Here is a 21,443-nt window from a genome sequence, read left to right on the forward strand (position 1 = left end):
TGCATCGGCATGGAAGCTCCGCCGTGGGCGATTCAGCGTGCAGGAGCCGGCGCGTCTTGTTGCTGGGCGGCCAGCGCGCCGGCTTGCGCGCCGCCATCCCAGCCGCCGCCGAGCGCCTTCACGAGCGCCACCGACAGCGTCAACTGCTGGCCGCGAATCTGCACATCCGTGCGCTCGCTGGTCAGCAGCGACTCCTGCGCGTCGATCACGTTCAGATACGCGACGAGACCGCCCGAATAGCGATCGTTCGCGAGCGACAGCAGTCGCCGCGCATCCTCGACCGCCTCGCGCGACTGCTTCGCCGCGCCGTCGAGCACCGACAGTCCGGTGATGCCGTCCTGCACCTGCTGGAACGCGCTCAGCACGGTCTGCCGATAATTCGCCTCGGTCGCCTGATAGCCCTCGCTCGCGTACTTGACGTTGGCCGCGCGCCGCCCGCCGTCGAAGATCACCTGACCGACCGTCGCGCCGAGCGTCCACATCAGCGTCGGCGCGCTCAGCAGATTGGCGAACTCGGTGCTCTCCCAGCCGATGCCCGGCGTCAGCGTGAGACTCGGGAAGAACGCGGCCTTGGCCACGCCGATCTGCGCGTTCGCCGCCGCCATCGCGCGTTCCGCCGACGCGACGTCGGGCCGCCGTTCCAACACGTCGCTCGGCACGCCGAGCGGCACCGTCGGTGGCTTGATGTCGAGCACCTTGGGCTCGATCGCGAACTGCGGGGCCGGCACGCCGACCAGCGCGGCGATCGCATGCTCGTATTGCGCGCGCTGATTCAGCAGCAGTTGCGCCTGCACGCGCGTCGAATCGAGCTGCGATTTCTGCTGCAGCACGTCGAGGCCCGAGACCGCGCCGAGATCGTGCTCGGTGTTCACGTAGTCGAGCGCTTTCTGCTGCAGCTTGACCGACTGGTTCAGCACGTCGATCTCGTTGTCGAACTCACGCAGCGAGAAGTAGTCGGTGGCGAGGTCGGTCGTCAGCACGAGGCGCGCGTTCGCGAGATCGTCCGCCGACTGCTCGGCCGACGCCTGCGCGCCTTCCACCTGACGACGGATGCGGCCGAACAGATCGGTGTCGTAGCTGATCGTCGGCCCGAGCTGAATGTTGTTCTGCACCGTCGATTCGGTCGGCGTCGCGTAGTTCGTCAGCGGCCGGTCGTGCGAAATGCGAAAGCGCGAGGCCTGTGCGGAGAAATTGACTTCCGGCACGCGCTGCGCGCTGACATTCGCGAGCGTCGCCTTGGCCTGCTCGTAGTGCGCGCTCGCCGCGGCGAGCGTCTGGTTCTGCGCGAGCGCCTGGGTTTCGAGTCTCGCGAGCGTCGGGTCGGCGAAGCCCGTCCACCAGTCCGGCGCGAGCGGCGCATGCGACGGCGCCGCGACGCGCCAGAACGAATCGGTGTGCCATTCGGACGGCACCTCGGCCTGCGGCCGCTGATAGTCCGGGCCGACCGTGCACGCGGCGAGCAACGCCGCGCCGGCGACAGCGCTCAGCGCGGTGAACGCGGAGCCGCGCGTGCGCGCCCGGCGTGAAGCCGCGAACATCACGACGCCCCCTTGCCGTTCTTCTGCGGCTGCACCTGCACGTGATCGCCATCGGCGATCGAGTCGCTCGGATTGATGATGATGCGATCGGTCGGCGTGATACCGCTTTCGATTTCGAGCTGCTGTCCGAGGTCCACCGCGATCACGACCTTGTGCAAGCTGACGTTGCCTTTCGCATCGACGACCGCGAGGCGCGGCCCTTCCGCGCGAAACAGCAGCGCGTTGCCGGGCACCATGAGGCGCGCATGCGCGGTGGCCGGCACCGCGACCTGTACATAGGCACCCGGGCGCAGCTTGTCGTCCGGATTCGGCAGCGTCACCTCGATCTGCAACGAACGCGTGGGCACGTCGATCGCGCCCGACATGTGCGTGATCGTGCCGTTGAACTGCTGGCCCGGCAGTTCGGCCTGCGTCACGACGACCTTCTGCCCGACCTTGACGTTCTGCGCGTACGCCTGCGGCAACTGCACGTAGACGCGCAACGGGTCCGACTGCGCGAGCGCGAACAGGGCCCGGCTCGTGCCGCTGCCCGCGTCGATCAGATCACCGACGTCGACGTTGCGCTGCGTGACCACGCCGGTAAACGGCGCGACGATCCGTTTGAACGATTCGAGCTGCTGCAGCCGCCTGACGTTCGCATCGGCGGCCGCGAGATTCGCGAGGTCCTGGGTGTAGGTGCTTTGCCGTTCGTCGAGCTCCTGCTGCGACACCGCATCGCGCTGGCGCAACTGCTGCCAGCGCTCCAGCGAGCTCTTCGCGAGCGCGAGGCTCGAATTGATCTGCTGACGCTGCGCGAGAGCCTGCGCGAGTTCCTGATCGATTTCCGGCGTGTCGAGCTCGGCGAGCAGTTGCCCCTGCTTCACGTGCATGCCGATATCGGCGTGCCAGTGCAGCAGATAGCCGGTCGCGCGCGCATAGATCGGCGACTCGACATAGCCGCGCAACGTGCCCGGCAGCAGCGTGTCGTCGCCGCCGTCTGTTTGCGTCGGCGTGACGACGTTCACGTACTGCGTGGCGTTCTGCTGCGCGATCGCCGCGACTTCACGGTTTTGCAGCACGTTCGCGATCACGGTGCGCAGCGCGCCCACCACGAGCAGCACGAACACGATCACGACCACGAACTTCGCGCGCTTCCATTCGCGATGGCGCGGCGGCAGCAGGTGCTCTCCCTCTTCGGTTTCACGCGTGGGGATCGCTAGCGATGCATGAGTTTTTTCGGTCATCTCAGTCAACCATCGTTTAACTTTTACGCGGGCGTCGCCGCACTGCTGTGTTCCGGCGCCGGGCTGCCGCTATGGCCGCCGCTTCCACCGCCATCCTCACCGCCGTCGCCGCCGCCGTTGTCGCCGCCGTTCTTATGACGGCGCGCGAGCCACGAGTGAATCCCGGCGAACACGAGCGGCACGAAAAACAGCGTCGATACGGTCGCGAACAGCAACCCGCCGATCACCGCGCGGCCGAGCGGCGCGTTCTGCTCGGCGCCTTCACCGATACCGAGCGCCATCGGAATCATGCCGATGATCATCGCGAACGCGGTCATCAGCACCGGACGGATCCGGCTCGCGCCCGCTTCGAGCGCGGCCGTGAGCGGCGGTGCGCCGGCCGACAGCCGCTGGCGCGCGAACGACACCATCAGAATACTGTTCGCGGTCGCGACGCCCATCGTCATGATCGCGCCGGTCAGCGCCGGCACGCTCAGGTGGGTGCCGGTCAGGAACAGCATCCACATGATGCCCGCGAGCGCCGCCGGCAACGCGCTGACGATGATCAGCGGATCGATCCACGACTGGAAGTTGACGACGATCAGCAGATACACGAGCACGATCGCCATCGCGACACCGATGCCGAGTCCGAAGAAGGAAGTGCGCATCGTCTGTACCTGACCGCGTACCGTGATCGAGCTGCCGCGCGGCAGCGAGCCGCGCACCTCGTTGACGATCCTGTCGACCTGATTCGCGACGCTGCCGAGATCGCGCTTTTCGACGCTTACATAAAGGTCGATCACCGGGCGGATGTTGTAATGCGTGACTTCCGCGAACTGGCTGCGCGGCGAGACCTGCACGAGGTTGCCGAGCAGTTGCGTCGGGCCGTTCATCGTGGCCGACACCGGGGTGCGCAACAGTTCGTCGATCGAGGAGACCCGGTACTGCGGCGTCTGCACCGCCACCCTGTATTCCACGCCGTTCCTGTTGTTGATCCAGAAGCCAGGCGACGTCTGCGAGCTGCCCGATAGCGAAACGAGCACGTTCTGCGCGACGTCGTTCGCGGTCAGGTTCAGTTGTTGCAGGCGCGTACGGTCCATGTGCAGATCGATCACCGGTTCATCCAGCTTCTGCTGGATATGCGTGTCGACGGTGCCGGGAATCAGCCTCACCTGCTTCAGCAGCTTGCGCGCGACGTCGAGGTTGCCCTGCTGATTGGCGCCGGTAATCTGCACGTCCACCGCGGCGGGCAGGCCGAAGTTCAGGATCTGCGTGACGATGTCGGCCGGCTGGAAGAAAAACTCGACGCCCGGGAAACGCTGCGGCAGGAGGGCGCGCAGCTTGTCCATGTATATCTGCGACGGCTTGTGGCCTTCGTTCAACGCAATCTGGATCTCGCCGTCGAGCGTGCCCATCGTGCCCGCGTTGCTATATGACAGATTGATACCGCTATACGGCACGCCGAGGTTGTCGAGTATCGTGCCCAGTTCTCTCGGCGGCACGACTTCGCGGATCACCTTTTCGACCTCGTCGGCGAGCCGCGCGGTTTCCTCGATACGCGTGCCGGTCGGCGCGCGCATGTGCAAGCGGATATCGCCCGCGTCGACGCTCGGGAAAAAGTCTTCGCCGAGCGTGAAGAACAGGCCCATCGACAGCACGCAGAAACCGAGGAACAGTGCGCCGAACATCTTGCGACGCACGAGCAGGCTGCTCAGGATCATGATGTAGGCCGCGCGCATGCGCTCGAAGCCAGCGTCGAAGCGGTGATACAGGCGCATGAGCAGATTCGGCTTGGTGCCCGCCTTCGGCTTGTGCGCGTGGCCCATCAGCAGCATCGCGAGTGTCGGCACCAGCGTGCGCGACAGAATGTACGACGCGAGCATCGCGAATACCACCGCTTCCGCGAGCGGCACGAACAGATAGCGCGCGACGCCGGTCAGGAAGAACATCGGCACGAACACGATACAGATACACAGCGTCGACACGAGCGCCGGCACCGCGATTTCGCCGGCGCCGTCGAGAATCGCATCGTGCAGATTCGTGCCCATGTGCAAGTGCCGCTCGATGTTCTCGATCGTCACGGTCGCGTCGTCGACCAATATGCCGACCGCGAGCGCGAGCCCGCCCAACGTCATGATGTTGATGGTCTGTCCCAGCGCATGCAGCACGATCAGCGACGTCAGAATGGACAGCGGAATCGAGATCGCGATGATGCAGGTGCTGCGCCAGTTGCCGAGGAACAGCAGGATCATCGCGGCGGTCAGCGCCGCGGCCGCCAACGCTTCGCGCACCACGCCCTGCACCGCCGCCTTCACGAACACCGACTGGTCGAACAGCGCGGTGATCTGCAGATCCGGCGGCAGCGCCGCGCGCGCGGCCGGTAAGATGCCTTTCAACGTATCGACGATCGCCAGCGTCGATGCGTTGCCGTTTTTCAGCACCGACATCAGCACGCCGCGATGGCCGTTCTGCCGCACGATGTTGGTCTGCGGCGAGTAGCCGTCGCGCACATGCGCGACTTCGCGCAGATAGGTCGTCGCGCCGTTGACGGTGCGCACCGGAATATCGTTGAGGCCTTCCAACGTCGGTGGCGAACCGTTCATGTCGATCGTGTATTCCTTCGGGCCGATCTTGGCCGTGCCGGTGGGCAGAATCAGGTTTTGCGCGTTGAACGCGTTGACCACGTCGGCGGGCGTCAGGCCCTTGGCCAGTAGCGCGCGCGTGTCGAGATCGACCGAGATCAGCCGCGATTTGCCGCCATACGGATAAGGCACGGCCGCGCCCGGAATCGTCACCAGTTGCGGACGCAGGAAATTCAGCGCCGTGTCATTGAGATCCTGCTCCGACAGTTTCGGACTCGACAGCCCGAGCTGGATCACCGGAATACTGGAGGCCGAGTAGCTGATGACCAGCGGCGCCGTGGCCCCCGGCGGCATCTGCTTCAACTGCGCCTGCTCGATGGCGACCGTCTGCGCGATCGCCGTCTGGAGGTTCGCGTTCGGCTGCAGAAACACCTTCAGGATCGCGATGCCGGCGAGCGACTGCGATTCGATATGTTCGATGTCGTTGACCGTCGTGGTCAGACTGCGCTCGTTGACCGACGTGATGCGGTTGGCCATGTCCTCGGCCGACAGCCCAGTGTACGTCCAGATGATGCTGACGACCGGAATGTTGATTTCCGGCAGCACGTCGACGGGCGTGGTGAACAGCACGAAGGGCGTCGCCAGCACGATCAGAATCGCCATCACGATGAACGTGTATGGCCGCTTAAGCGCTACGTTGACGATCCACATTGAAACGGGCCAGAGAAAATGCGGGTGGAGGAAGGGATTGAATCTGCGCTTATGCTAGATCGGTAGAACCAACGCCTGCATGGCGCCAAAATGGCGAAATTGTCAGGAAGCTTGTTGAAAGCCGATGCGCGATTTTCGAAGGCTGACGACAACCGTCGGACTTGCGTCGAATTAGGCACCGGGCAAACGTTTGTTGATTAAATATACGCGCAGTTAATGGAACGTTTGCTGATACGCGGGCACGGCTTTCGCGATACGCCATTTTGCTCCACACGGCCGTGCGCTCCAAGGTACAAAGGCCGGTTGACCTCGAGGGTCGACCGGCCTTTTCATTCGCAACTATCCGCCCGTTAGTATCAACGCCCGCGACGCTTACCTGGCGAACAGCGACGACATATCGGCGAACGCCTTGAACTCCAGCGCATTGCCCGACGGATCGAGAAAGAACATCGTCGCCTGCTCGCCGACTTCGCCCTTGAAGCGCACGTGCGGCTCGATGATGAATTCGATGCCGGCCTTCCGCAGTTTGTCCGCGGCGGCCTGCCATTGCTCCATTGACAGCACCGCGCCGAAGTGGCGCACCGGCACCGCGTTGCCGTCGACCGCGCTGGTATGACGATGACCGACTTCGTCCGGCGCCAGATGCGCGACGATCTGATGACCGTAGAAATTGAAATCGACCCACGCGTCCGAACTGCGCCCTTCCGGACAGCCTAGTAATTCGCCGTAAAACTGGCGCGCCGCGGCGAGGCTATGAACAGGAAACGCCAGGTGGAACGGCGGCAAAGCGGTTTCGGCAACGCTCATGATGGGAAGACTCGCTGGGTGGTGTGGGTTGATGTGACCGGCGATCGCGACCGACGAACCGGCCGATGCGAGAGTCAGTTTAACCATGAATAAAAATGCTGAGAAACGATATATATTTGATCTGACCATCACCAAAATCGATTGATCGATCATGCTCAACGAGTTGAAAACCTTCATCGCGGTCAGCCAGTACGGCACGTTTTCCGGGGCGGGCGCACGCATCGGGCTCACACAATCGGCCGTCAGCGCGCAGATGCAGCGGCTCGAGGCGGAACTCGGCTTCCAGCTGTTCGACCGCACCGGCCGCTCGGCGACGCTCAATGCGGCGGGCCGCGAAACGCTCGCGCTCGCGGAGGAAAATGATGACGCTGTACGCGCGGCTCTCCGAGCGCAGCGGCGGCGCCGCCGAAAGCGGCATGCTGCGGGTCGGCGCGATCGCGTCCGCGCAGGTGTCGCTGCTCGCCGACGCGCTCGCGCGCTTTCGCAACGAGCGTCCCGGCTGGCGGATTCGCGTGGTGCCGGGCGTGTCGCTGGGACTGCTCGGCCAGGTCGACTCGGGCGAACTCGATCTGGCCGTCATCATCAAGCCGCCGTTCGCGCTGCCGTCGGAGCTCGAATGGCGCACGCTGGTCGCCGAACCGTTCGTGCTGCTCGCGCCGAAAAAGCTCGCGCGCGGCGGCCGCTCGTGGCGCGAACTGCTGCGCAGCGAGCCGTTCATCCGCTACGACCGGGCGTCGTTCGGCGGACGGCTCGTCGACCGTTTTCTGCGTCGCGCGCGCGTTGGCGTGCGCGACGCAGTCGAGCTCGACGAGTTGCAGGCGATCGTGCAACTGGTCGCGCGCGGCATGGGTGTCGCGCTGATTCCCGACACGGCCGGGCTCGCCAAATGGCCGGCGAGCGTCGTGGCACTCGAACTCGGCGATGCGACCTTCGAGCGTGAGATCGGGCTCGTGCTGCGGCCGCGGCACAGCCGGCCGGTGGTCGCCGACGCGTTGGCGGAGTGCATTGCGGGCGCGGCGGACGGTTGAGCGCTCGTCGCGGCGCGTTCGACGCGAGTTCGATTCGAGTGGGCTGCCAGCCGAACGCGCAACTGTATCTGTGAGCCGCGCGCGACGGCGCGCAGAATCGTCGTTTCATTCAACCGGCTGTGTGGCGCGTCGCGTTGCATTGCGTCGCCAAACACGCGCCCCGCCCCGACTTGTGCCCGCCATGATCGCCAGCCCTGTGCTCACCGCCGATGTCCTGATCGCCTACAGCGCCTATTTCGTCGGCACCGCGAGCCCTGGCCCGAGCAATCTCGCGATCATGTCGCTAGCGATGAGCGCGGGCCGGCGTGCGGCGCTGGTGTTCGCGCTCGGCGTGGTGTCGGGCTCGTTCTCGTGGGCGCTGCTCGCGTCGCTTGGGTTGTCGGCGATGCTGGCCACTTACTCGCAATGCCTCGTCGCGATCCGGATCGCGGGCGGGCTGTATCTGCTGTGGCTCGGCTTCAAGTCCGCGCGCTCGGCGTTGAGCGCCGACAAGCCGGCCGCGAGCGCGGCGCGCATCGACGAACCGCTCGGGCGGCTCTATCTGCGTGGTCTTTTGCTGCATCTGACGAATCCGAAAGCGGTACTCGTCTGGCTGTCGATCGTGTCGCTCGCGATGTCGCCGGTACACGGCGCCGCGCACGTGATGCCGGTCGTGCTTGGCTGCATGGTGATCGGCGCGACGGTGTTCAGCAGCTACGCGATGCTGTTTTCGACGGCGTCCGCGCGGCGCATCTATACGGCGATCCGGCGCTGGCTCGATGGCTCGCTCGCGGTGATGTTCGGCATTGCGGGGATCAAATTGTTGACGTCGACGCGTTGAGGTGGGTTCGGCGCACCGGGACGCTGTGGGCCGCCTGCGTTGTTCTTCTAGATATCGAAGTACAGGTAAAACTCCCATGGATGCGGACGCAATTTGATGGTGTCGATCTCGCGGCTGCGCTTGTAGTCGATCCAGGTCTGGATCACGTCGTCGGTGAAAACATCGCCTTGGCGCAGGAACGTGTTATCGGTTTCGAGCGCCGCCAGCGCCGCCTCGAGAGAGCCCGGCACCTGCCGTATCTTGCGGGCCTCTTCTGGCGGCAGATCGTAGATGTTGCGATCGAGCGGCGCGCCGGGATCGGTCTTGTTTTCAATGCCGTCGAGGCCGGCCATCAGCATCGCCGCGAAAGCGAGATATGCATTGGCCGACGGGTCCGGACAGCGGAATTCGACGCGCCGCGCGTTCGGCGAATCCGAATACATCGGGATGCGCGCCGCGGCCGAACGATTGCGCTGCGACATCGCCAGATTGACGGGCGCCTCGTAGCCCGGCACCAGCCGTTTGTAGGAATTCGTCGTCGGCGCGCAAAAAGCCATCAGCGCGGGCGCGTGCCGCAGCAATCCGCCGATATACCAGCGGCACAGGTCGGAAGTCAGCGCCCAGCCGCCCGCGTCGTAAAAGAGGTTCTGTTCGTCTTTCCACAGGCTCTGGTGGCAATGCATGCCGCTGGCGTTGTCGGCAAACAGCGGCTTCGGCATGAAGGTTGCAACCTTGCCGTGCCGACGCGCGACGTTCTTGCAGATGTACTTGTAGATCATCACGTTGTCGGCCATGCGCGTGAGCGTCGCAAAGCGCATGTCGATCTCGTTCTGTCCCGCGGTTGCAACTTCGTGGTGATGCACTTCGATCTGTACGCCTGCCTGCTGAAGCGTCAGCGCGATCTCCGAGCGGATATCCTGCAGCGTGTCATGAGGGGGCACCGGGAAATAACCCTCCTTATAACGCTGCTTGTAACCCAGGTTGCCGCCGCCGTATGCGCCTTCGTCCCGACCGGTGGTCCAGTCGCCCTCGCCCGACTCCACGTAGTAGTAGCCGCAGTGCTGATCCTGGCCGAAGCGGATCGAGTCGAAGATGAAGAATTCCAGCTCCGGCCCGAAATAACACGTCGTCGCGATGCCGGTCTGGCGCAGATAGTTCTCCGCTTTTTTCGCGACGTAGCGCGGATCGCGCGAATACGGTTGCAGCAGCACCGGATCGACGACGTCGCAAATGATCGACAGGGTCGGCGTGCCGCAAGCCGGGTCGACGAAGGCCGTTGCAGGGTCGGGCCTGAGCAGCATGTCGGACTCGTGGATCTCCTGAAAGCCGCGGATCGATGAACCGTCGAAACCGATGCCGGCGCTGAACAGGTCGTCGTGAACTTCGGGGAGCGTGATCGATAAATGCTGCCAGAGTCCGGGCAAATCGGTGAATTTCAGATCGACGATCTGAATACCGTGCTGTTTGACCAGCTCGATCACGTCGCTGGCGTTTTGCGGTCGCGTGACGCGATAGCCGCCCGCTTCAGCGGACACCGCAAACGGCGACCCGGTGGTTCCTTGCGTACTGGCCATGAACTTTGCCCTCTTCCGCCCCTTTACCGTCCGTGTACTTATAGTCCAACGTTAGTACGTCCGCGTGCGAAAACAAGGCGGCAGTGAGCGGGCCTAGCGGTCTTGCGACAGTGCCTTCAGATGGGCCTCCCCGGCATCTCTGGCAGCGGCGGGGGTCGCATACGTCTCGTCCGAAACGAGCGAGCGTTTGACCTCACGAGCCCCGAAGTCGACCAGGGTGATTACCCAGACATGCTCGCCGCTGTGTTCGGCCGTTTGCACGAAGGCGCGCACGTCGCCCGTGTCGTTTGCTTTCATCGTGATCTCCTTGTGGAAAAGCCGCGCGGGAAAAGGCTGCGCGACAATCAAGCCGTTCGCGAGCCGCAGGGCTGTCCTCACGGCGCGCGTAACTTGATCTTAGGCAATGGAATCGCTCGTTTGACGGTTTTCTCGCGTCCGAGGTGGCGCACCGCCGATGCGCTCGGCGGCGATCAGGTAGCTGGGTATTGATCGTGAACGGCGCTTTCAGGCGCTGACTGCTTGCACACAACGCGTTAAAGCGCTGGTAGTGCGCACGGTCTATTGCCAGACTTGCACGCCCGCATCCAGATACCCGATCTCCTTCGTCTTGCTGCCTGTCAGCAGGCACGAGGTCGAAACGGCCCGCGTGCGGAGCGCAATCCGGCTCACGTCTCGCAAATGCGCATAGGATTTCAGGCGAGTTGGCGTTTTTGGTGTGATGTCCCGTCTCACGCTCTTGATAAACACGTACTTATAGTCGCTCTCGGTGTCGTTTTCGGCCAGGTAATTAGCCAACCAGGCAGTCGCAATCGAAATGACGCGATTCCTTGCTTCATTGGCGTTATTCTGGGCTATCGACTTCCCCATACTGACCGTTCCGAAACCGGCCATCGGATGCTTCGCCATCTTGCGTGTGCCGCCCGGTTTCCGGCTCCGTCCTTCAATGTCGTCCGGAGCGGGTTGCGCGTCCGTCGCGCCCGCATGCATCAACATCGATGCCCAGGAATAGTACTGGCCGTTTTGCCCATAGCATATTTGCTTCTCGATCAGGTCGAGCAGCATGAACGTCGCCATGAAAACGCCGCCTCCTGACTTGTCCCGGTCGGCGACCGCGTCCTCGTCGCCGCTGGTTTGCCCCCACAGCAATTGCCGCGCCTAGCGGCTGTCGAATAAACCTTCTCGACCCGCCGTGCCTTGCGGGTGTACACCGTCTGCTTCTTCGGGTCGAATTCGCGCGCCTTATCGGCCGACTCGCTTGCGGATACCACGTGCGAAGTCGCCTTGAGGACATCCCCGGCGAACAGGTCAGCCGGAACTTCAGTCACGTCCGACGTGTAGCTCTTCAATCCTTTCGCGGCTGCGCCCCACTTTGCAATGAGCCGGTCTGCGACTTTGATGAACACGGTTGCTTCACCGACTGTCTGTTGGCTCAACCAATACCAGTCTCCGATGCCAAGGGGACCGTAGGGAGCGTCGAACGTACCCTCGCCGTGTGGTTTGCTCGCGGTTGGCTTGATGCTTGCTATCAGGTTCCAGATGTCCGCATACAGCAGGTGATCGACATCTAGCGATTTGAATGCTCTCCCGAATCCGATCTTCATTTTCGACCTCACAAAAAATGGTTTGGATCCAAAATTCGCATGTCGCAATGAAGCCTTCGCGCAAGTTGGCGGAATCAGCACCATCTTCAACCCGAATTGCTCGAGTTATGCCTTTTCGATTCCGCGCGTCAAGCCGCAATTGAACATGACTGCCGCGCTACCTATCTTATTCAAATTCGCAGCGGCTTTCGTTGCTTTGTCGCTTCGGCGCATTTGACCCAGGCCGTCACGGCGCCCCCTTGACCCGCTCATGGGGCTTCTCCACGCCGGCCATGCTCAGCGCCTCATGCAGCGTGCCGAAAATGCAGCGCTCCTCGACGATCGGCGTGATCCCATGCCGATCCATATCCGAGCGCAAATAGGGATTCACCCGCGCAAAGATCACCTCGATCCCATTGCGCTTGAGCGTCGAGCACAACTCGCCCACCGAGCGCGCCGCCGAATAATCGACATCCGTAATCGCGCTCGCATCGACGACGAACCAGCGCACCGCGTTCGGTGCGTGATCGATCAGGCGGCGCATATCGTCGACGAAAAAATGATCGTTCGCATAGAACAGATCCGCGCCGAAGCGATAGACGATCAACCCCGGCGCGGTCTCCGTGCCGGGCACCGCCGGCACCGGCACCCACATGCCGTCGCCGTTGGGCGCGAGCATCATCGTGTGCGGCCGGTAGCTGTGCCGCACATGACGCAGCAACGACAACGCAACCGCCAGCAGAATGCCGTGCTCGACGCCGATCAGCACGACCGCCGCCGCCGTGGACAATGCTAGCCAGAATTCGCCGGGACTCTCGCGACGAATCGAAAAGAGCGACTGCACATTGACCAGCCCGACCGCGATCGTAAAAACGATGCTCGCGAGAATGCAGTGCGGCAGATACTGCAGATAGCGGCTGAAAAACAGCAGCACGATCACCACGACCGCCGCGAATACGAGTTGCGCGAACTGGCTGCGGGTGCCCGCGCGATCGGCCATCGCGGTCTGCGTCGGGCTGCCGTTGACGACGAACGCGCCGGAAAACGCCGCCGCCGTATTGGCAGCCGCGATGCCGAGCAGATCCGCGTTGGTATCGACCGACTCGTGATAGCGCTCGGCGAAAACGCGGCTCGCGGCAGCGCTTTGCGCGACGATCATCACGAAGCACGACGCGGCGACCGGCACGAGATCGAGCATCTGCTGCCAGCTCACCGACGGAATCCACAGCGGCGGCAATCCGCCCTCCACCGGCCCGAGGATCGAGATGCCGTGCGCCGCGAAACCGAACGTGTCGCTCGCGGCAATGCCCGCGACGACCGCGATCAACGGCACCGGCAAGCGCGGCCAGAAACGCTGGCAGACGAGAATCGCGACCACTACGAGCACCGAGATCGCCAGCGTCGGCCGATTGATCTGCGCGGCCTCGCGCACGACGAGCAGCAGTTGATTCACGCTGCTCGCCGCATGCCCGGGCACGCCGACCATGTCGCCGAGCATCGCGATGCCGACCTGCACGCCGACGCCGGCGAGAAAGCCGACCAGCACCGTGCGCGACAGGAAATCGGCGAGAAAGCCGAGCTTGAAGATACGCGCGACGAGTAGCAGCGCGGCGGTCAGCAGCGCGACCATCGCCGCGAGCGCCGCGTATTCGGCGCTCGACGCGGGCGCCATCGTCGCCAGACGGCTCGCGAAGATCGTCGCGGTGGCCGAATCGGCGGCGACGACCAGATGCCGCGATGCGCCGAAGAACGCGAACGCGACCAGCGGCAGGAACACCGTATAGAGCCCGGTGACGGCCGGCATGCCGGCAATGCGCGCATAGCCGAGCACCTGCGGAATGTCCATCGACGCGAGCTGCACGCCGGCCAGCGCATCGCGCGCCGCCGCAACCCGGCTCAAAGGAAGAACGCCCTTCGGCGCGCCGGCACGTGCGGCCATTTTCTGCAGAGAATCTCGCATACGCGATGCTGACCCAAAACGAAGCTAATCGCGCATCGTGCCGCGAACCGGCATGTCAAGGCAAGACTTGACGAGGATAGGACGGGCTATTGACGAAAACGGAAACGAGAAAGCAAACCGAAAGAAAGCAAACGATTGCTTATTCAAACTTACGACAAGCTAACGACGCGTCAACCTCAATGCGAAAATTTCACGGCGCGGCCGCAGCGAAAAGCGCGCAAAGATTCAACGTTTGAACTGGCCTGTCAGCGGATCGACATGGCGCGCAAAACCGAACAGTACAGCGATGCAGATCGGACAGACGATCAGAAAAATGGTCAACATCACACTCACCCCGTAACAACTTGTTACCAGCAAGTGTAAAGAAATTCAAAGTTAGTTTAATGGGGGAAAACCGCAAAGCACTATTGCGAAGGATTACCGCGGCCTTAAAACGGCTGTCGCATACATAAGTGAAAACGCGAATCGGCGCGCCACGTCCGTCTAACGGATCCCGCCGCGCGTATTTTTCTTCGCCATCGGCGCTGGCCCGACCGATTCGCGCATCGTCACGCTGAGCGGGAAGTCGCGGAAGATCTCCCACGTGGTGCCGTAACACTGGTTGATCAGCCAGCGCACCGCGTTCCGCGTAAGCTCGGCGGTCGGAATATGCACCGACGTGAGCCCTGGCGCCGCGTATGCGGCCGAGTAGTCGTCGTCGTAGCCGATCACGGAAATATCGTTCGGCACTGAAATGCCCGCCTGGTGGAAGCGCGCGAGCACGCTGACCGCCATCGTGTCGTTCGCGCAGAACAGGCCCGTCACGCGACGCTGCGTATCGAGCAGTTTCTGCGCGGCCTCGTAGCCGCCTTCGGGCGAGAAGTCGGATTCGATCAGCGGGACGTCGTCACGCGCAATGCCGGCTCGCGCGAGCTCGGCGAAAAAGCCATCGATCCGCATCACGTTGTCCGACGCGGTAGCGGGCCCGCCAATCACCGCGATGTCGCGATGTCCATGATCGAGCAGCGTGCGCGCCGCGAGTTCGCCGCCGCGCCGATGATCCGCGCTAAACGACGCTTCCGGCAACTGCTCGAACGCGCGATTCAGGAACACCATCTTCGGATGCATGCCATGCAGCATGATCAGGTCTTCGTCGTGCAGATCGTGGCTGATCACGACCACGCCGTCGCAATCGCGGCCGATCAGGAAGCGCACCGCCTCGATCGCCTGCTCGCGCGGCGACACCTCGCCGCAACCGGTCGCGACCACGACATGGCGCCCCACCGCGCGCAGCTCGGTGTCGGTCTGCTTCAGAATGGTGCCGTAGTAGGAACCGAAAAAGGTCGGCACGAAGATGCCGATGATGCCGAGCTGCTGCGTCGCCATCGCCCGGCCGATCGACGACGGGCGGAAGTTCAGCGCCTCGATCGCCGCCTTCACGCGCGCCGCGGCATCGGCGGAAATCGGTCCCTTGCCGGAAATGGCCCGTGAGGCGGTCGACATGCCCACACCGGCCAGTTCCGCGACGTCCTTGAGTGTTGCCACGCGGTTCTCCATCAAGCCTGTCTCGACGAGCCGCTTCGCGCGTGACGCGCCGCGGCGTTATAAGCGCGCGCCGCTCGCTTCGTCGAATAGCGAGACATGCGCGGCGTCGAACGAGAACGCCACGGTGTCACCCTCCGCAATCGGCGCTTTGGTCTGATCGATCGACGCGATCTGGTCGCCATGATAGTCGAGCCAGATCACGCGGTGGTTGCCCATTGGCTCCATCAGCGAAACTTTTGCGCGCTCGCGGGCGCTTTCCGTGATATGCACGTCTTCGGCGCGTACGCCGAGCACGCAGGGCACGCGCTGCGCCGGCGCCTCCTTGAACGCGTACGCCGACACGTCGATCCGCACCTGCCCGGCGCAAAAGTGAAGCGCGCGGTCGCGCGTCTCGAGCGTGCCCTTCAGCAGATTCATCGCCGGCGAGCCGAGGAACGTAGCGACGAACAGGTTGTCGGGGCGCGCATAGACCTCGGCCGGCGTGCCGAACTGCTGGATCACGCCGCCGCGCATCACGGCCATGCGCGTCGCGAGCGTCATCGCCTCGACCTGGTCGTGCGTCACGTAGATCATCGTCGCGCCGAGGCGTTGATGCAGTTGCTTCAGCTCGCGGCGCAGCTCGGTGCGCAGCTTCGCGTCGAGATTCGACAGCGGTTCGTCGAACAGGAACACGTCGGCTTCGCGCACGATCGCGCGGCCGATCGCGACACGCTGCCGCTGTCCGCCAGACAACTGCGACGGCTTGCGCTTGAGCAGCGGCCCCAGTTGCAGCATCTCCGACACACGCGCGACACGCCGCGCAATTTCCGCCTTCGGCGTTCCATTGATGCGCAGCGCGAACGACAGATTGCGCTCGACGCTCATCGTCGGATACAGCGCGTACGACTGGAACACGAGCGCGATGCGGCGATCCTTCGGATCGGCCCACGTCATGTCCTCGCCGGCGATCTCGATGCTGCCGTCGCTGGCGTCGATCAAGCCCGCGATGCTGTGCAGCAGCGTGGACTTGCCGCAACCCGACGGCCCGAGCAGCACGACGAATTCGCCGGCGAGCACGTCGAGATCGAGGCTCTCGATCACGGTGTTCGAGCCGAGGCGAATCGTCAGATTGCGGACCGCGACATTGGCGGGATGCGTGAGCACCGCGGCGTCGGAGCCAGCGTCCGCGCTGGCACCCGGCACGCCGGCCACGTCGATCGTATTAGCCATGTCTGCCATGCCCTACCCCTTGACGGCGCCCGACGCAATGCCGCGCACGAACCAGCGGCCCGAAATGAAATAAACCGCGAGCGGCACCATCGAGGTCAGAATGGTCGCCGCCATATTGACGTTGTACAGCCGCTCGCCGGTCGTCGTGTTGATGATGTTGTTCAACTGCACCGTCATCGGCAGATTCTTCGTGCCGGCGAACACGAGGCCCAGAATGAAGTCGTTCCAGATGTTCGTGACCTGCATGATCAGTGCGACGACGATGATCGGCGTCGACATCGGCAGCATCAGTTGAAAGAAGATGCGCCAGAAGCTGCCGCCGTCGATACGCGCGGCCTTGAACAGCTCCTGCGGAATCGACGCGTAGTAATTGCGGAACAGCAGCGTCATCACCGGCATGCCGAACATCGTATGGATCAGCACGATGCCGGGCAGCGAGCTGAACAGATGCACGCTCGCGAGCACGCGCACGAGCGGATAGACCATCACCTGCACCGGAATGAACGCGCCGACCAGCAGCACACCGAACAGCAGAGCCGCGCCGCGCGGCCGCCAGAACGACAGCGCGTAGCCGTTTACCGCACCGACCGCGATCGACAGCACCGTGCTCGGCACGACGATCCGCACCGAGTTCCAGAAGCCGACGCGAATGCCGTTGCAATCGAGCCCGGTGCAGGCCGACTGCCACGCCGCGCTCCACGCGTCGAGCGTGAAATGCATCGGCCAGCCGAGCAGATTGCCGAGGCGGATCTCGCTCATCGGTTTGACCGACGTGACCAGCATCACGTAGAGCGGCAGTAGAAAGAACACCGCGGCGCTCAGCAGGAACGCGTAGATGCCAATGCGTGCCGGCGAGAACGCCGAGCGGCGATGCCGCGTGTGCGTGCGATGCGGTACGCCGCCTTTGAGCGTGGAATCGAGCGTGTTCATTGCCTCTCCCCGCGCAGCGCCGCGCGGCTGCGAGCATAGAAGAACGGCGCGAGAATCGCGAGCACCGTCGCGAGCAGCACGATCGATGCCGCCGACGCGAGGCCGATGTTGGCGCGCCCGAACAGATAGTCCATGATGAATTTGGCCGGCACTTCGCTCGCGGTGCCAGGGCCGCCCTGCGTCATCGCGACGACCGCGTCGTACAGCTTCACGACCATCACGAACAGCAGCACGAACGCGGTCGAGATCGACGGTCCGAGCATCGGCACCACGATGCTCGCATACACGCGCCAGCGCGGAATGCCGTCGATGCGCGCGGCTTTCCACAACTCTTCGTCGATACCGCGCAGGCCCGCGAGCAACAGCGCCATCACGAGCCCTGACGCCTGCCACACGGTGGCGATCACGATCGTGTAGATGACCCAGTCCTGATCGACGATCCAGTCGAAGCGCGCATGCGTGAAGCCGATATTGCGCAGCACCTGCTGCGCGCCGAGCCCCGGATTCAGGATCCATTGCCACACGAGCCCGGTCGCGACGAACGACATCGCGTACGGATACAGAAACACCGTGCGCAACGCGCCTTCCGCGACCACGCGCTGATCGATGAAGATCGACAGTAACAGACCGATGACCATGCACGCGATGATGAAACACGCACCGTAGATCACGATGTTCTGCAGCGACACGAGCCAGCGGTCGTTGTGGAACAGCCGCACGTACTGCGTGAGGCCCGCGAAGTCGTTCGACGGAAACGTGTGCGAATTGCTGAGCGATACACGCGCGGTCCAGACCATCGTGCCCAGGTACGTGAACACGACGGTCAGGAGCATCGGCAGCAAGGCCAGCCAGACCGCGATCGAAAACCGCCTGTTCAGCGGTTTATGTCGCGGCCCGGGTTGCGACTTGCCGTGTGGTTTCGAACCCTCGGCTGGCAGCTTCAGCGCGTGCATGGCAGGTTTAGCCCTTCAATGCGCTGGCGAACGCTTTCTGCGCGTCGTCGACGGACTCGTTCTTGTTCCAGAAGTTCGTCACGACGTCGGTCAGCGCGCCCTGCGTATCCGGCGACAGCAGCATTTCCGGATTCGGCAACTGGCGCGACTTGTCCTTCATGATCGCGATGCCCTCCTTCGCGCAGACGTCGAGGCTGCTTTCGTCGACGTCAGACCGGATCGGAATCGAGCCCTTCTTCGCGCTGAACGCGACCTGCGCGGACGGCGAGGTCATCACCGTGGCGAGCAGATTCTGCGCCTTGATCGCCGACGCGCTGTCGGTCTTCGGGAACACGAACACGTCGCCCGCGACCAGATACGGCGAACGCGGACCGAAGCCCGGGAAGCAGCCGAAGTCCTTGCCCGCCGTTTGATTCGCCGCGACGAACTCGCCCTTCGCCCAGTCGCCCATGATCTGAACGCCGGCCTTGCCCGAAGTCACGAGCGCGGTCGCGTCGTTCCAGTTGCGGCCAGGCGAACCTGGATCGACGAAATCGTGCAGCCGCTTGAACGCCACGAGCACCTTCTTGAACGCCTCGGAGTTCACCGCGGTCTGATCGTGATCGCGATAGATCTTCATATACAGGTCCGGGCCACCCACATCGGCGAGGACCGCGTCGAACGTGATCTTCTCCTGCCACGGCTGGCCGCCGAACGCGAGCGGAATCACGCCCGCGCTCTTCAGCTTGCCCAGATCGGCGATGAATTCGTCGTAGCTTTTGGGCTCGCTCGCGATGCCCGCTTTCTGGAACACCGGCTTCGAATAGAAGAACCACGCCGGCATATGAATGTCGACCGGCGCCGCGTAGAAATGGCCCTTCACGCGGATACTGTCGAGAATCGACTGCGGGAAAATGCCGTTCCAGTTTTCCTTCGAGGCGACGTCGTCGACGTTATTCAGCAGTCCCTGGTCGATCAGGTCGTGAAACTGCTTCGACGTATTGAACTGGGCGGCGGTGGGTGGATCACCGCCGACGATCCGGTTGATCGCGGTGGCACGCGCCTGATCTCCGCCGGCGACCGCGTTGTCGACCCATTGGCCGCCGGCCTTGTCGTAAGCGACCGCAAACTGACGAATCGCGGCCGATTCGCCGCCCGAGGTCCACCAGTGAATCACGTTAGCCTTGAGCGGCTCTGCGTGCGCGACGACGCCATACAGCGCCAGTGCCGCAACCACGCCTCGCAAGACCATTCTGTTGCTGTTCATTCCGTCTCCTCCGGGCTCCTTGCCCGTGTGTCAATCGAAATACCAACCAGCTCCACCCGGTTTTACATCGTTGTTGCGTCGTTTTAATGGTGTTGATTACGCTTGCGCGTTGCGATCTTCGAGGAATTTCGACACCAGCTCCGCGCTGCGCTTGATCGTGCGTTTCTGCGTCGGATAGTCGACGTGAACGATGCCGAAGCGCCGCTCATAGCCGAAAGCCCACTCGAAGTTGTCCATCAGCGACCACAGGAAATAGCCGCGCACGTCGACGCCCGCCTTGATCGCCTGATCGACCGCGGCGAGATGGCGCTTCAGGAACGAGATGCGCTGGGTGTCCTCGACGCGGCCGTCTATCACCTGGTCGTTCGATGCCATGCCGTTCTCGGTGATGTAGATGGGCGGCAGATTGGCGTAGGTATCCTTGAAACCGGTCAGCAGATCGCGAAGACCATCAGGGTAAACCTCCCAGCCCATCTGCGTGCGCTCGACGCCCTCGAGCGGCACGTCCTTGAAGCCATGCCCGCCGTCGCTCGCCACGTTGGTGCGGAAATAATAGTTGATGCCGAGGAAATCGAGCGGCGTATTGATGGTCTGCATGTCGCCGTCGAGCACCAGCGGCTCGCTGCCCGGCCACAGTTCGAACAGGTCTTGCGGATAGTCGCCCTTGAACAGCGGATCGAGAATCCACGCGTTGTGCTGAACTTCGAACAGCTCGGCCGCGCGACGGTCGGCGGCGCTGTCGCTATCCGGCGTGCCGCGTCCGACGTTCGCGACGATGCCCTTGTGCGAGCGCGGATCGTTCGCGCGCAGCACCGGAATCGCGAGACCGTGCGCGAGCAGCAGATGATGTATGGCCTGCGTGGCGAAACGCACGTTCGACAGTCCCGGCGCGTGACGGCCGTCGCCGTAGCCGAGGTACGCCGAACACCACGGCTCGTTGAGCGTCGCCCATGCATCGACGAGGCCGTGCAGCTCGCGGCTCATCAGGTCCGCGTAATCGACGAATCGGTACGCGGTGTCGCGATTGAGCCAGCCGCCGCGATCCTCGAGATGCTGAGGCAGATCCCAGTGATACAGCGTGACGAAAGTCGTGATGTTCTTCTCTTTGAGCCGCCCCAGCAGACGCTTGTAGAAGTCGAGCCCCTTGCGGTTCGGCGCGCCGTTTTCGTCCATCACGCGCGGCCACGCGGTCGACAGCCGGTACGCTTCGAGGCCGAGGCCCGCGAGCAGGTCGACGTCCTGTTCCCAGCGATGATAGTGATCGCACGCGACCGCGCCGGTGTCGCCGGCCAACACCTTGCCCGGTGTGGCCGAGTACGTGTCCCAGATCGACGGCAGGCGGCCGTCTTCGTTGACCGCGCCTTCGATCTGATACGACGCGGTGGCCGCGCCGAGCAGAAAGTCCTTGCGCCACAGCGACGAATCGGCGGGCGGCGTGAAGGGATCGGTATGCGGGTCGCCGTGAGCGCTTGAATGGGCTGCGTCGATGACTGCCGATGCATCGTTTTCCACGGATTCTCTCCTGCGATGAGGTCGTTGAACCGGGTGTGATGGAAGCTGAGGCGCTCGCGTTCGAGCTTACTGTGAACGCTTGAATGGAAGCGCTTCCACACCGACCAGCGAACGATAGCAGCGGGCGAATCCCAGCAGCAATCCGGGTTTGTCTGGAGCGATTTCTGGCATGCGCGCGACGAGGATGCCGGGCGCATCGACGGCTATTCGACTGGAGCGTAGGGTTGCAGCTTGCGGGGGGAAATGGGGGGCAGCCGTTCAGCGCAAAGTCTCAGATCGTCGGCAATC

The 21,443-nt window shown here is 63.5% G+C and carries 16 protein-coding genes and 1 pseudogene; 2 read left to right on the forward strand and 15 right to left on the reverse strand.

The genetic code is table 11. The features are described from left to right. Positions 1-32: 32 nt before the first annotated feature. The 4 genes from F6X42_RS21695 to F6X42_RS21710 form a co-directional block, all read right to left on the reverse strand. Positions 33-1,538, reverse strand: coding sequence for an efflux transporter outer membrane subunit (locus F6X42_RS21695; RefSeq protein WP_187636161.1), 1,506 nt, complete (start codon positions 1,536-1,538; stop codon positions 33-35). Then, entirely contained in the window at positions 1,538-2,761 is a 1,224-nt protein-coding gene (locus F6X42_RS21700; RefSeq protein ID WP_187636162.1) for an efflux RND transporter periplasmic adaptor subunit, read from the reverse strand. Before F6X42_RS21700 ends, F6X42_RS21695 begins: the two co-directional genes overlap by 1 nt. Positions 2,762-2,784: 23 nt before the next feature. Next, positions 2,785-6,033 (reverse strand): efflux RND transporter permease subunit, encoded by a 3,249-nt coding sequence (locus F6X42_RS21705; RefSeq protein WP_187636163.1) that lies wholly within the window; start codon positions 6,031-6,033, stop codon positions 2,785-2,787. A gap of 372 nt (positions 6,034-6,405) precedes the next feature. Next, positions 6,406-6,840 (reverse strand): VOC family protein, encoded by a 435-nt coding sequence (locus F6X42_RS21710; protein WP_187636243.1) that lies wholly within the window; start codon positions 6,838-6,840, stop codon positions 6,406-6,408. Positions 6,841-6,991: 151 nt separating this feature from the next. On the opposite strand from F6X42_RS21710, the pseudogene F6X42_RS21715 reads away from it, so the two are divergent. Both F6X42_RS21715 and F6X42_RS21720 read left to right on the forward strand, forming a co-directional pair. Beyond that, positions 6,992-7,868 (forward strand): annotated as a pseudogene (locus F6X42_RS21715) (LysR family transcriptional regulator). A gap of 181 nt (positions 7,869-8,049) precedes the next feature. Continuing rightward, on the forward strand, positions 8,050-8,688 hold the full coding sequence (locus F6X42_RS21720) for a LysE family translocator (RefSeq protein ID WP_187636164.1): 639 nt from the start codon (positions 8,050-8,052) through the stop codon (positions 8,686-8,688). A 47-nt stretch (positions 8,689-8,735) separates the two neighbouring features. Here F6X42_RS21720 and glnA read toward each other — a convergent pair whose 3' ends face one another. The 11 genes from glnA to F6X42_RS21775 form a co-directional block, all read right to left on the reverse strand. Next, complete coding sequence (gene glnA / locus F6X42_RS21725; RefSeq protein WP_187636165.1) at positions 8,736-10,241, reverse strand: type I glutamate--ammonia ligase; 1,506 nt, start codon at positions 10,239-10,241, stop codon at positions 8,736-8,738. Positions 10,242-10,334: 93 nt separating this feature from the next. After that, on the reverse strand, positions 10,335-10,538 hold the full coding sequence (locus tag F6X42_RS21730) for a hypothetical protein (protein WP_187636166.1): 204 nt from the start codon (positions 10,536-10,538) through the stop codon (positions 10,335-10,337). 261 nt (positions 10,539-10,799) lie between these two features. Next, positions 10,800-11,303 carry a hypothetical protein gene (locus tag F6X42_RS21735; protein ID WP_187636167.1) on the reverse strand — a complete coding sequence of 168 codons (504 nt, stop codon included), beginning with the start codon at positions 11,301-11,303 and terminating at the stop codon, positions 10,800-10,802. Further along, entirely contained in the window at positions 11,288-11,842 is a 555-nt protein-coding gene (locus F6X42_RS21740) for a hypothetical protein (protein ID WP_187636168.1), read from the reverse strand. Before F6X42_RS21740 ends, F6X42_RS21735 begins: the two co-directional genes overlap by 16 nt. A gap of 226 nt (positions 11,843-12,068) precedes the next feature. Continuing rightward, positions 12,069-13,781, reverse strand: a complete 1,713-nt coding sequence (locus F6X42_RS21745; RefSeq protein WP_187636169.1) for a SulP family inorganic anion transporter — start codon at positions 13,779-13,781, stop codon at positions 12,069-12,071. Between the two features lie 483 nt (positions 13,782-14,264). Continuing rightward, positions 14,265-15,317, reverse strand: coding sequence for a LacI family DNA-binding transcriptional regulator (locus F6X42_RS21750; protein WP_187636170.1), 1,053 nt, complete (start codon positions 15,315-15,317; stop codon positions 14,265-14,267). Positions 15,318-15,362: 45 nt separating this feature from the next. Further along, a complete protein-coding gene (locus tag F6X42_RS21755) occupies positions 15,363-16,523 on the reverse strand; it encodes an ABC transporter ATP-binding protein (protein ID WP_246530168.1) in 1,161 nt (386 codons plus the stop codon). Between the two features lie 3 nt (positions 16,524-16,526). Then, entirely contained in the window at positions 16,527-17,444 is a 918-nt protein-coding gene (locus F6X42_RS21760) for a carbohydrate ABC transporter permease (protein ID WP_187636171.1), read from the reverse strand. Beyond that, on the reverse strand, positions 17,441-18,397 hold the full coding sequence (locus F6X42_RS21765; protein ID WP_187636172.1) for a carbohydrate ABC transporter permease: 957 nt from the start codon (positions 18,395-18,397) through the stop codon (positions 17,441-17,443). The genes F6X42_RS21760 and F6X42_RS21765 overlap by 4 nt, the downstream gene beginning before the upstream one ends. 7 nt (positions 18,398-18,404) lie before the next feature. Beyond that, the gene (locus tag F6X42_RS21770; protein ID WP_187636173.1) at positions 18,405-19,643 is read right to left on the reverse strand and encodes an ABC transporter substrate-binding protein; all 1,239 of its coding nucleotides are present in this window, start codon (positions 19,641-19,643) and stop codon (positions 18,405-18,407) included. 96 nt (positions 19,644-19,739) lie between these two features. Beyond that, positions 19,740-21,155, reverse strand: coding sequence for a GH1 family beta-glucosidase (locus F6X42_RS21775; RefSeq protein WP_187636174.1), 1,416 nt, complete (start codon positions 21,153-21,155; stop codon positions 19,740-19,742). Positions 21,156-21,443: the final 288 nt, after the last annotated feature.

It is taken from the genome of Paraburkholderia podalyriae (assembly GCF_014397785.1).
Taxonomy (GTDB): domain Bacteria; phylum Pseudomonadota; class Gammaproteobacteria; order Burkholderiales; family Burkholderiaceae; genus Paraburkholderia; species Paraburkholderia podalyriae.

Excerpts from the sequence above, each read along its gene's own strand:
- glnA (WP_187636165.1), bottom strand. The coding sequence starts at position 10,241 with ATGGCCAGTACGCAAGGAACCACCGGGTCGCCGTTTGCGGTGTCCGCT.
- F6X42_RS21770 (WP_187636173.1), bottom strand. The coding sequence starts at position 19,643 with ATGAACAGCAACAGAATGGTCTTGCGAGGCGTGGTTGCGGCACTGGCG.
- F6X42_RS21695 (WP_187636161.1), bottom strand. The coding sequence starts at position 1,538 with ATGTTCGCGGCTTCACGCCGGGCGCGCACGCGCGGCTCCGCGTTCACC.
- F6X42_RS21705 (WP_187636163.1), bottom strand. The coding sequence starts at position 6,033 with ATGTGGATCGTCAACGTAGCGCTTAAGCGGCCATACACGTTCATCGTG.
- F6X42_RS21740 (WP_187636168.1), bottom strand. The coding sequence starts at position 11,842 with ATGAAGATCGGATTCGGGAGAGCATTCAAATCGCTAGATGTCGATCAC.
- F6X42_RS21735 (WP_187636167.1), bottom strand. The coding sequence starts at position 11,303 with ATGCTGCTCGACCTGATCGAGAAGCAAATATGCTATGGGCAAAACGGC.
- F6X42_RS21710 (WP_187636243.1), bottom strand. The coding sequence starts at position 6,840 with ATGAGCGTTGCCGAAACCGCTTTGCCGCCGTTCCACCTGGCGTTTCCT.
- F6X42_RS21700 (WP_187636162.1), bottom strand. The coding sequence starts at position 2,761 with ATGACCGAAAAAACTCATGCATCGCTAGCGATCCCCACGCGTGAAACC.
- F6X42_RS21750 (WP_187636170.1), bottom strand. The coding sequence starts at position 15,317 with ATGGAGAACCGCGTGGCAACACTCAAGGACGTCGCGGAACTGGCCGGT.
- F6X42_RS21765 (WP_187636172.1), bottom strand. The coding sequence starts at position 18,397 with ATGCACGCGCTGAAGCTGCCAGCCGAGGGTTCGAAACCACACGGCAAG.
- F6X42_RS21755 (WP_246530168.1), bottom strand. The coding sequence starts at position 16,523 with ATGGCAGACATGGCTAATACGATCGACGTGGCCGGCGTGCCGGGTGCC.
- F6X42_RS21760 (WP_187636171.1), bottom strand. The coding sequence starts at position 17,444 with ATGAACACGCTCGATTCCACGCTCAAAGGCGGCGTACCGCATCGCACG.
- F6X42_RS21730 (WP_187636166.1), bottom strand. The coding sequence starts at position 10,538 with ATGAAAGCAAACGACACGGGCGACGTGCGCGCCTTCGTGCAAACGGCC.
- F6X42_RS21745 (WP_187636169.1), bottom strand. The coding sequence starts at position 13,781 with ATGCGAGATTCTCTGCAGAAAATGGCCGCACGTGCCGGCGCGCCGAAG.
- F6X42_RS21720 (WP_187636164.1), top strand. The coding sequence starts at position 8,050 with ATGATCGCCAGCCCTGTGCTCACCGCCGATGTCCTGATCGCCTACAGC.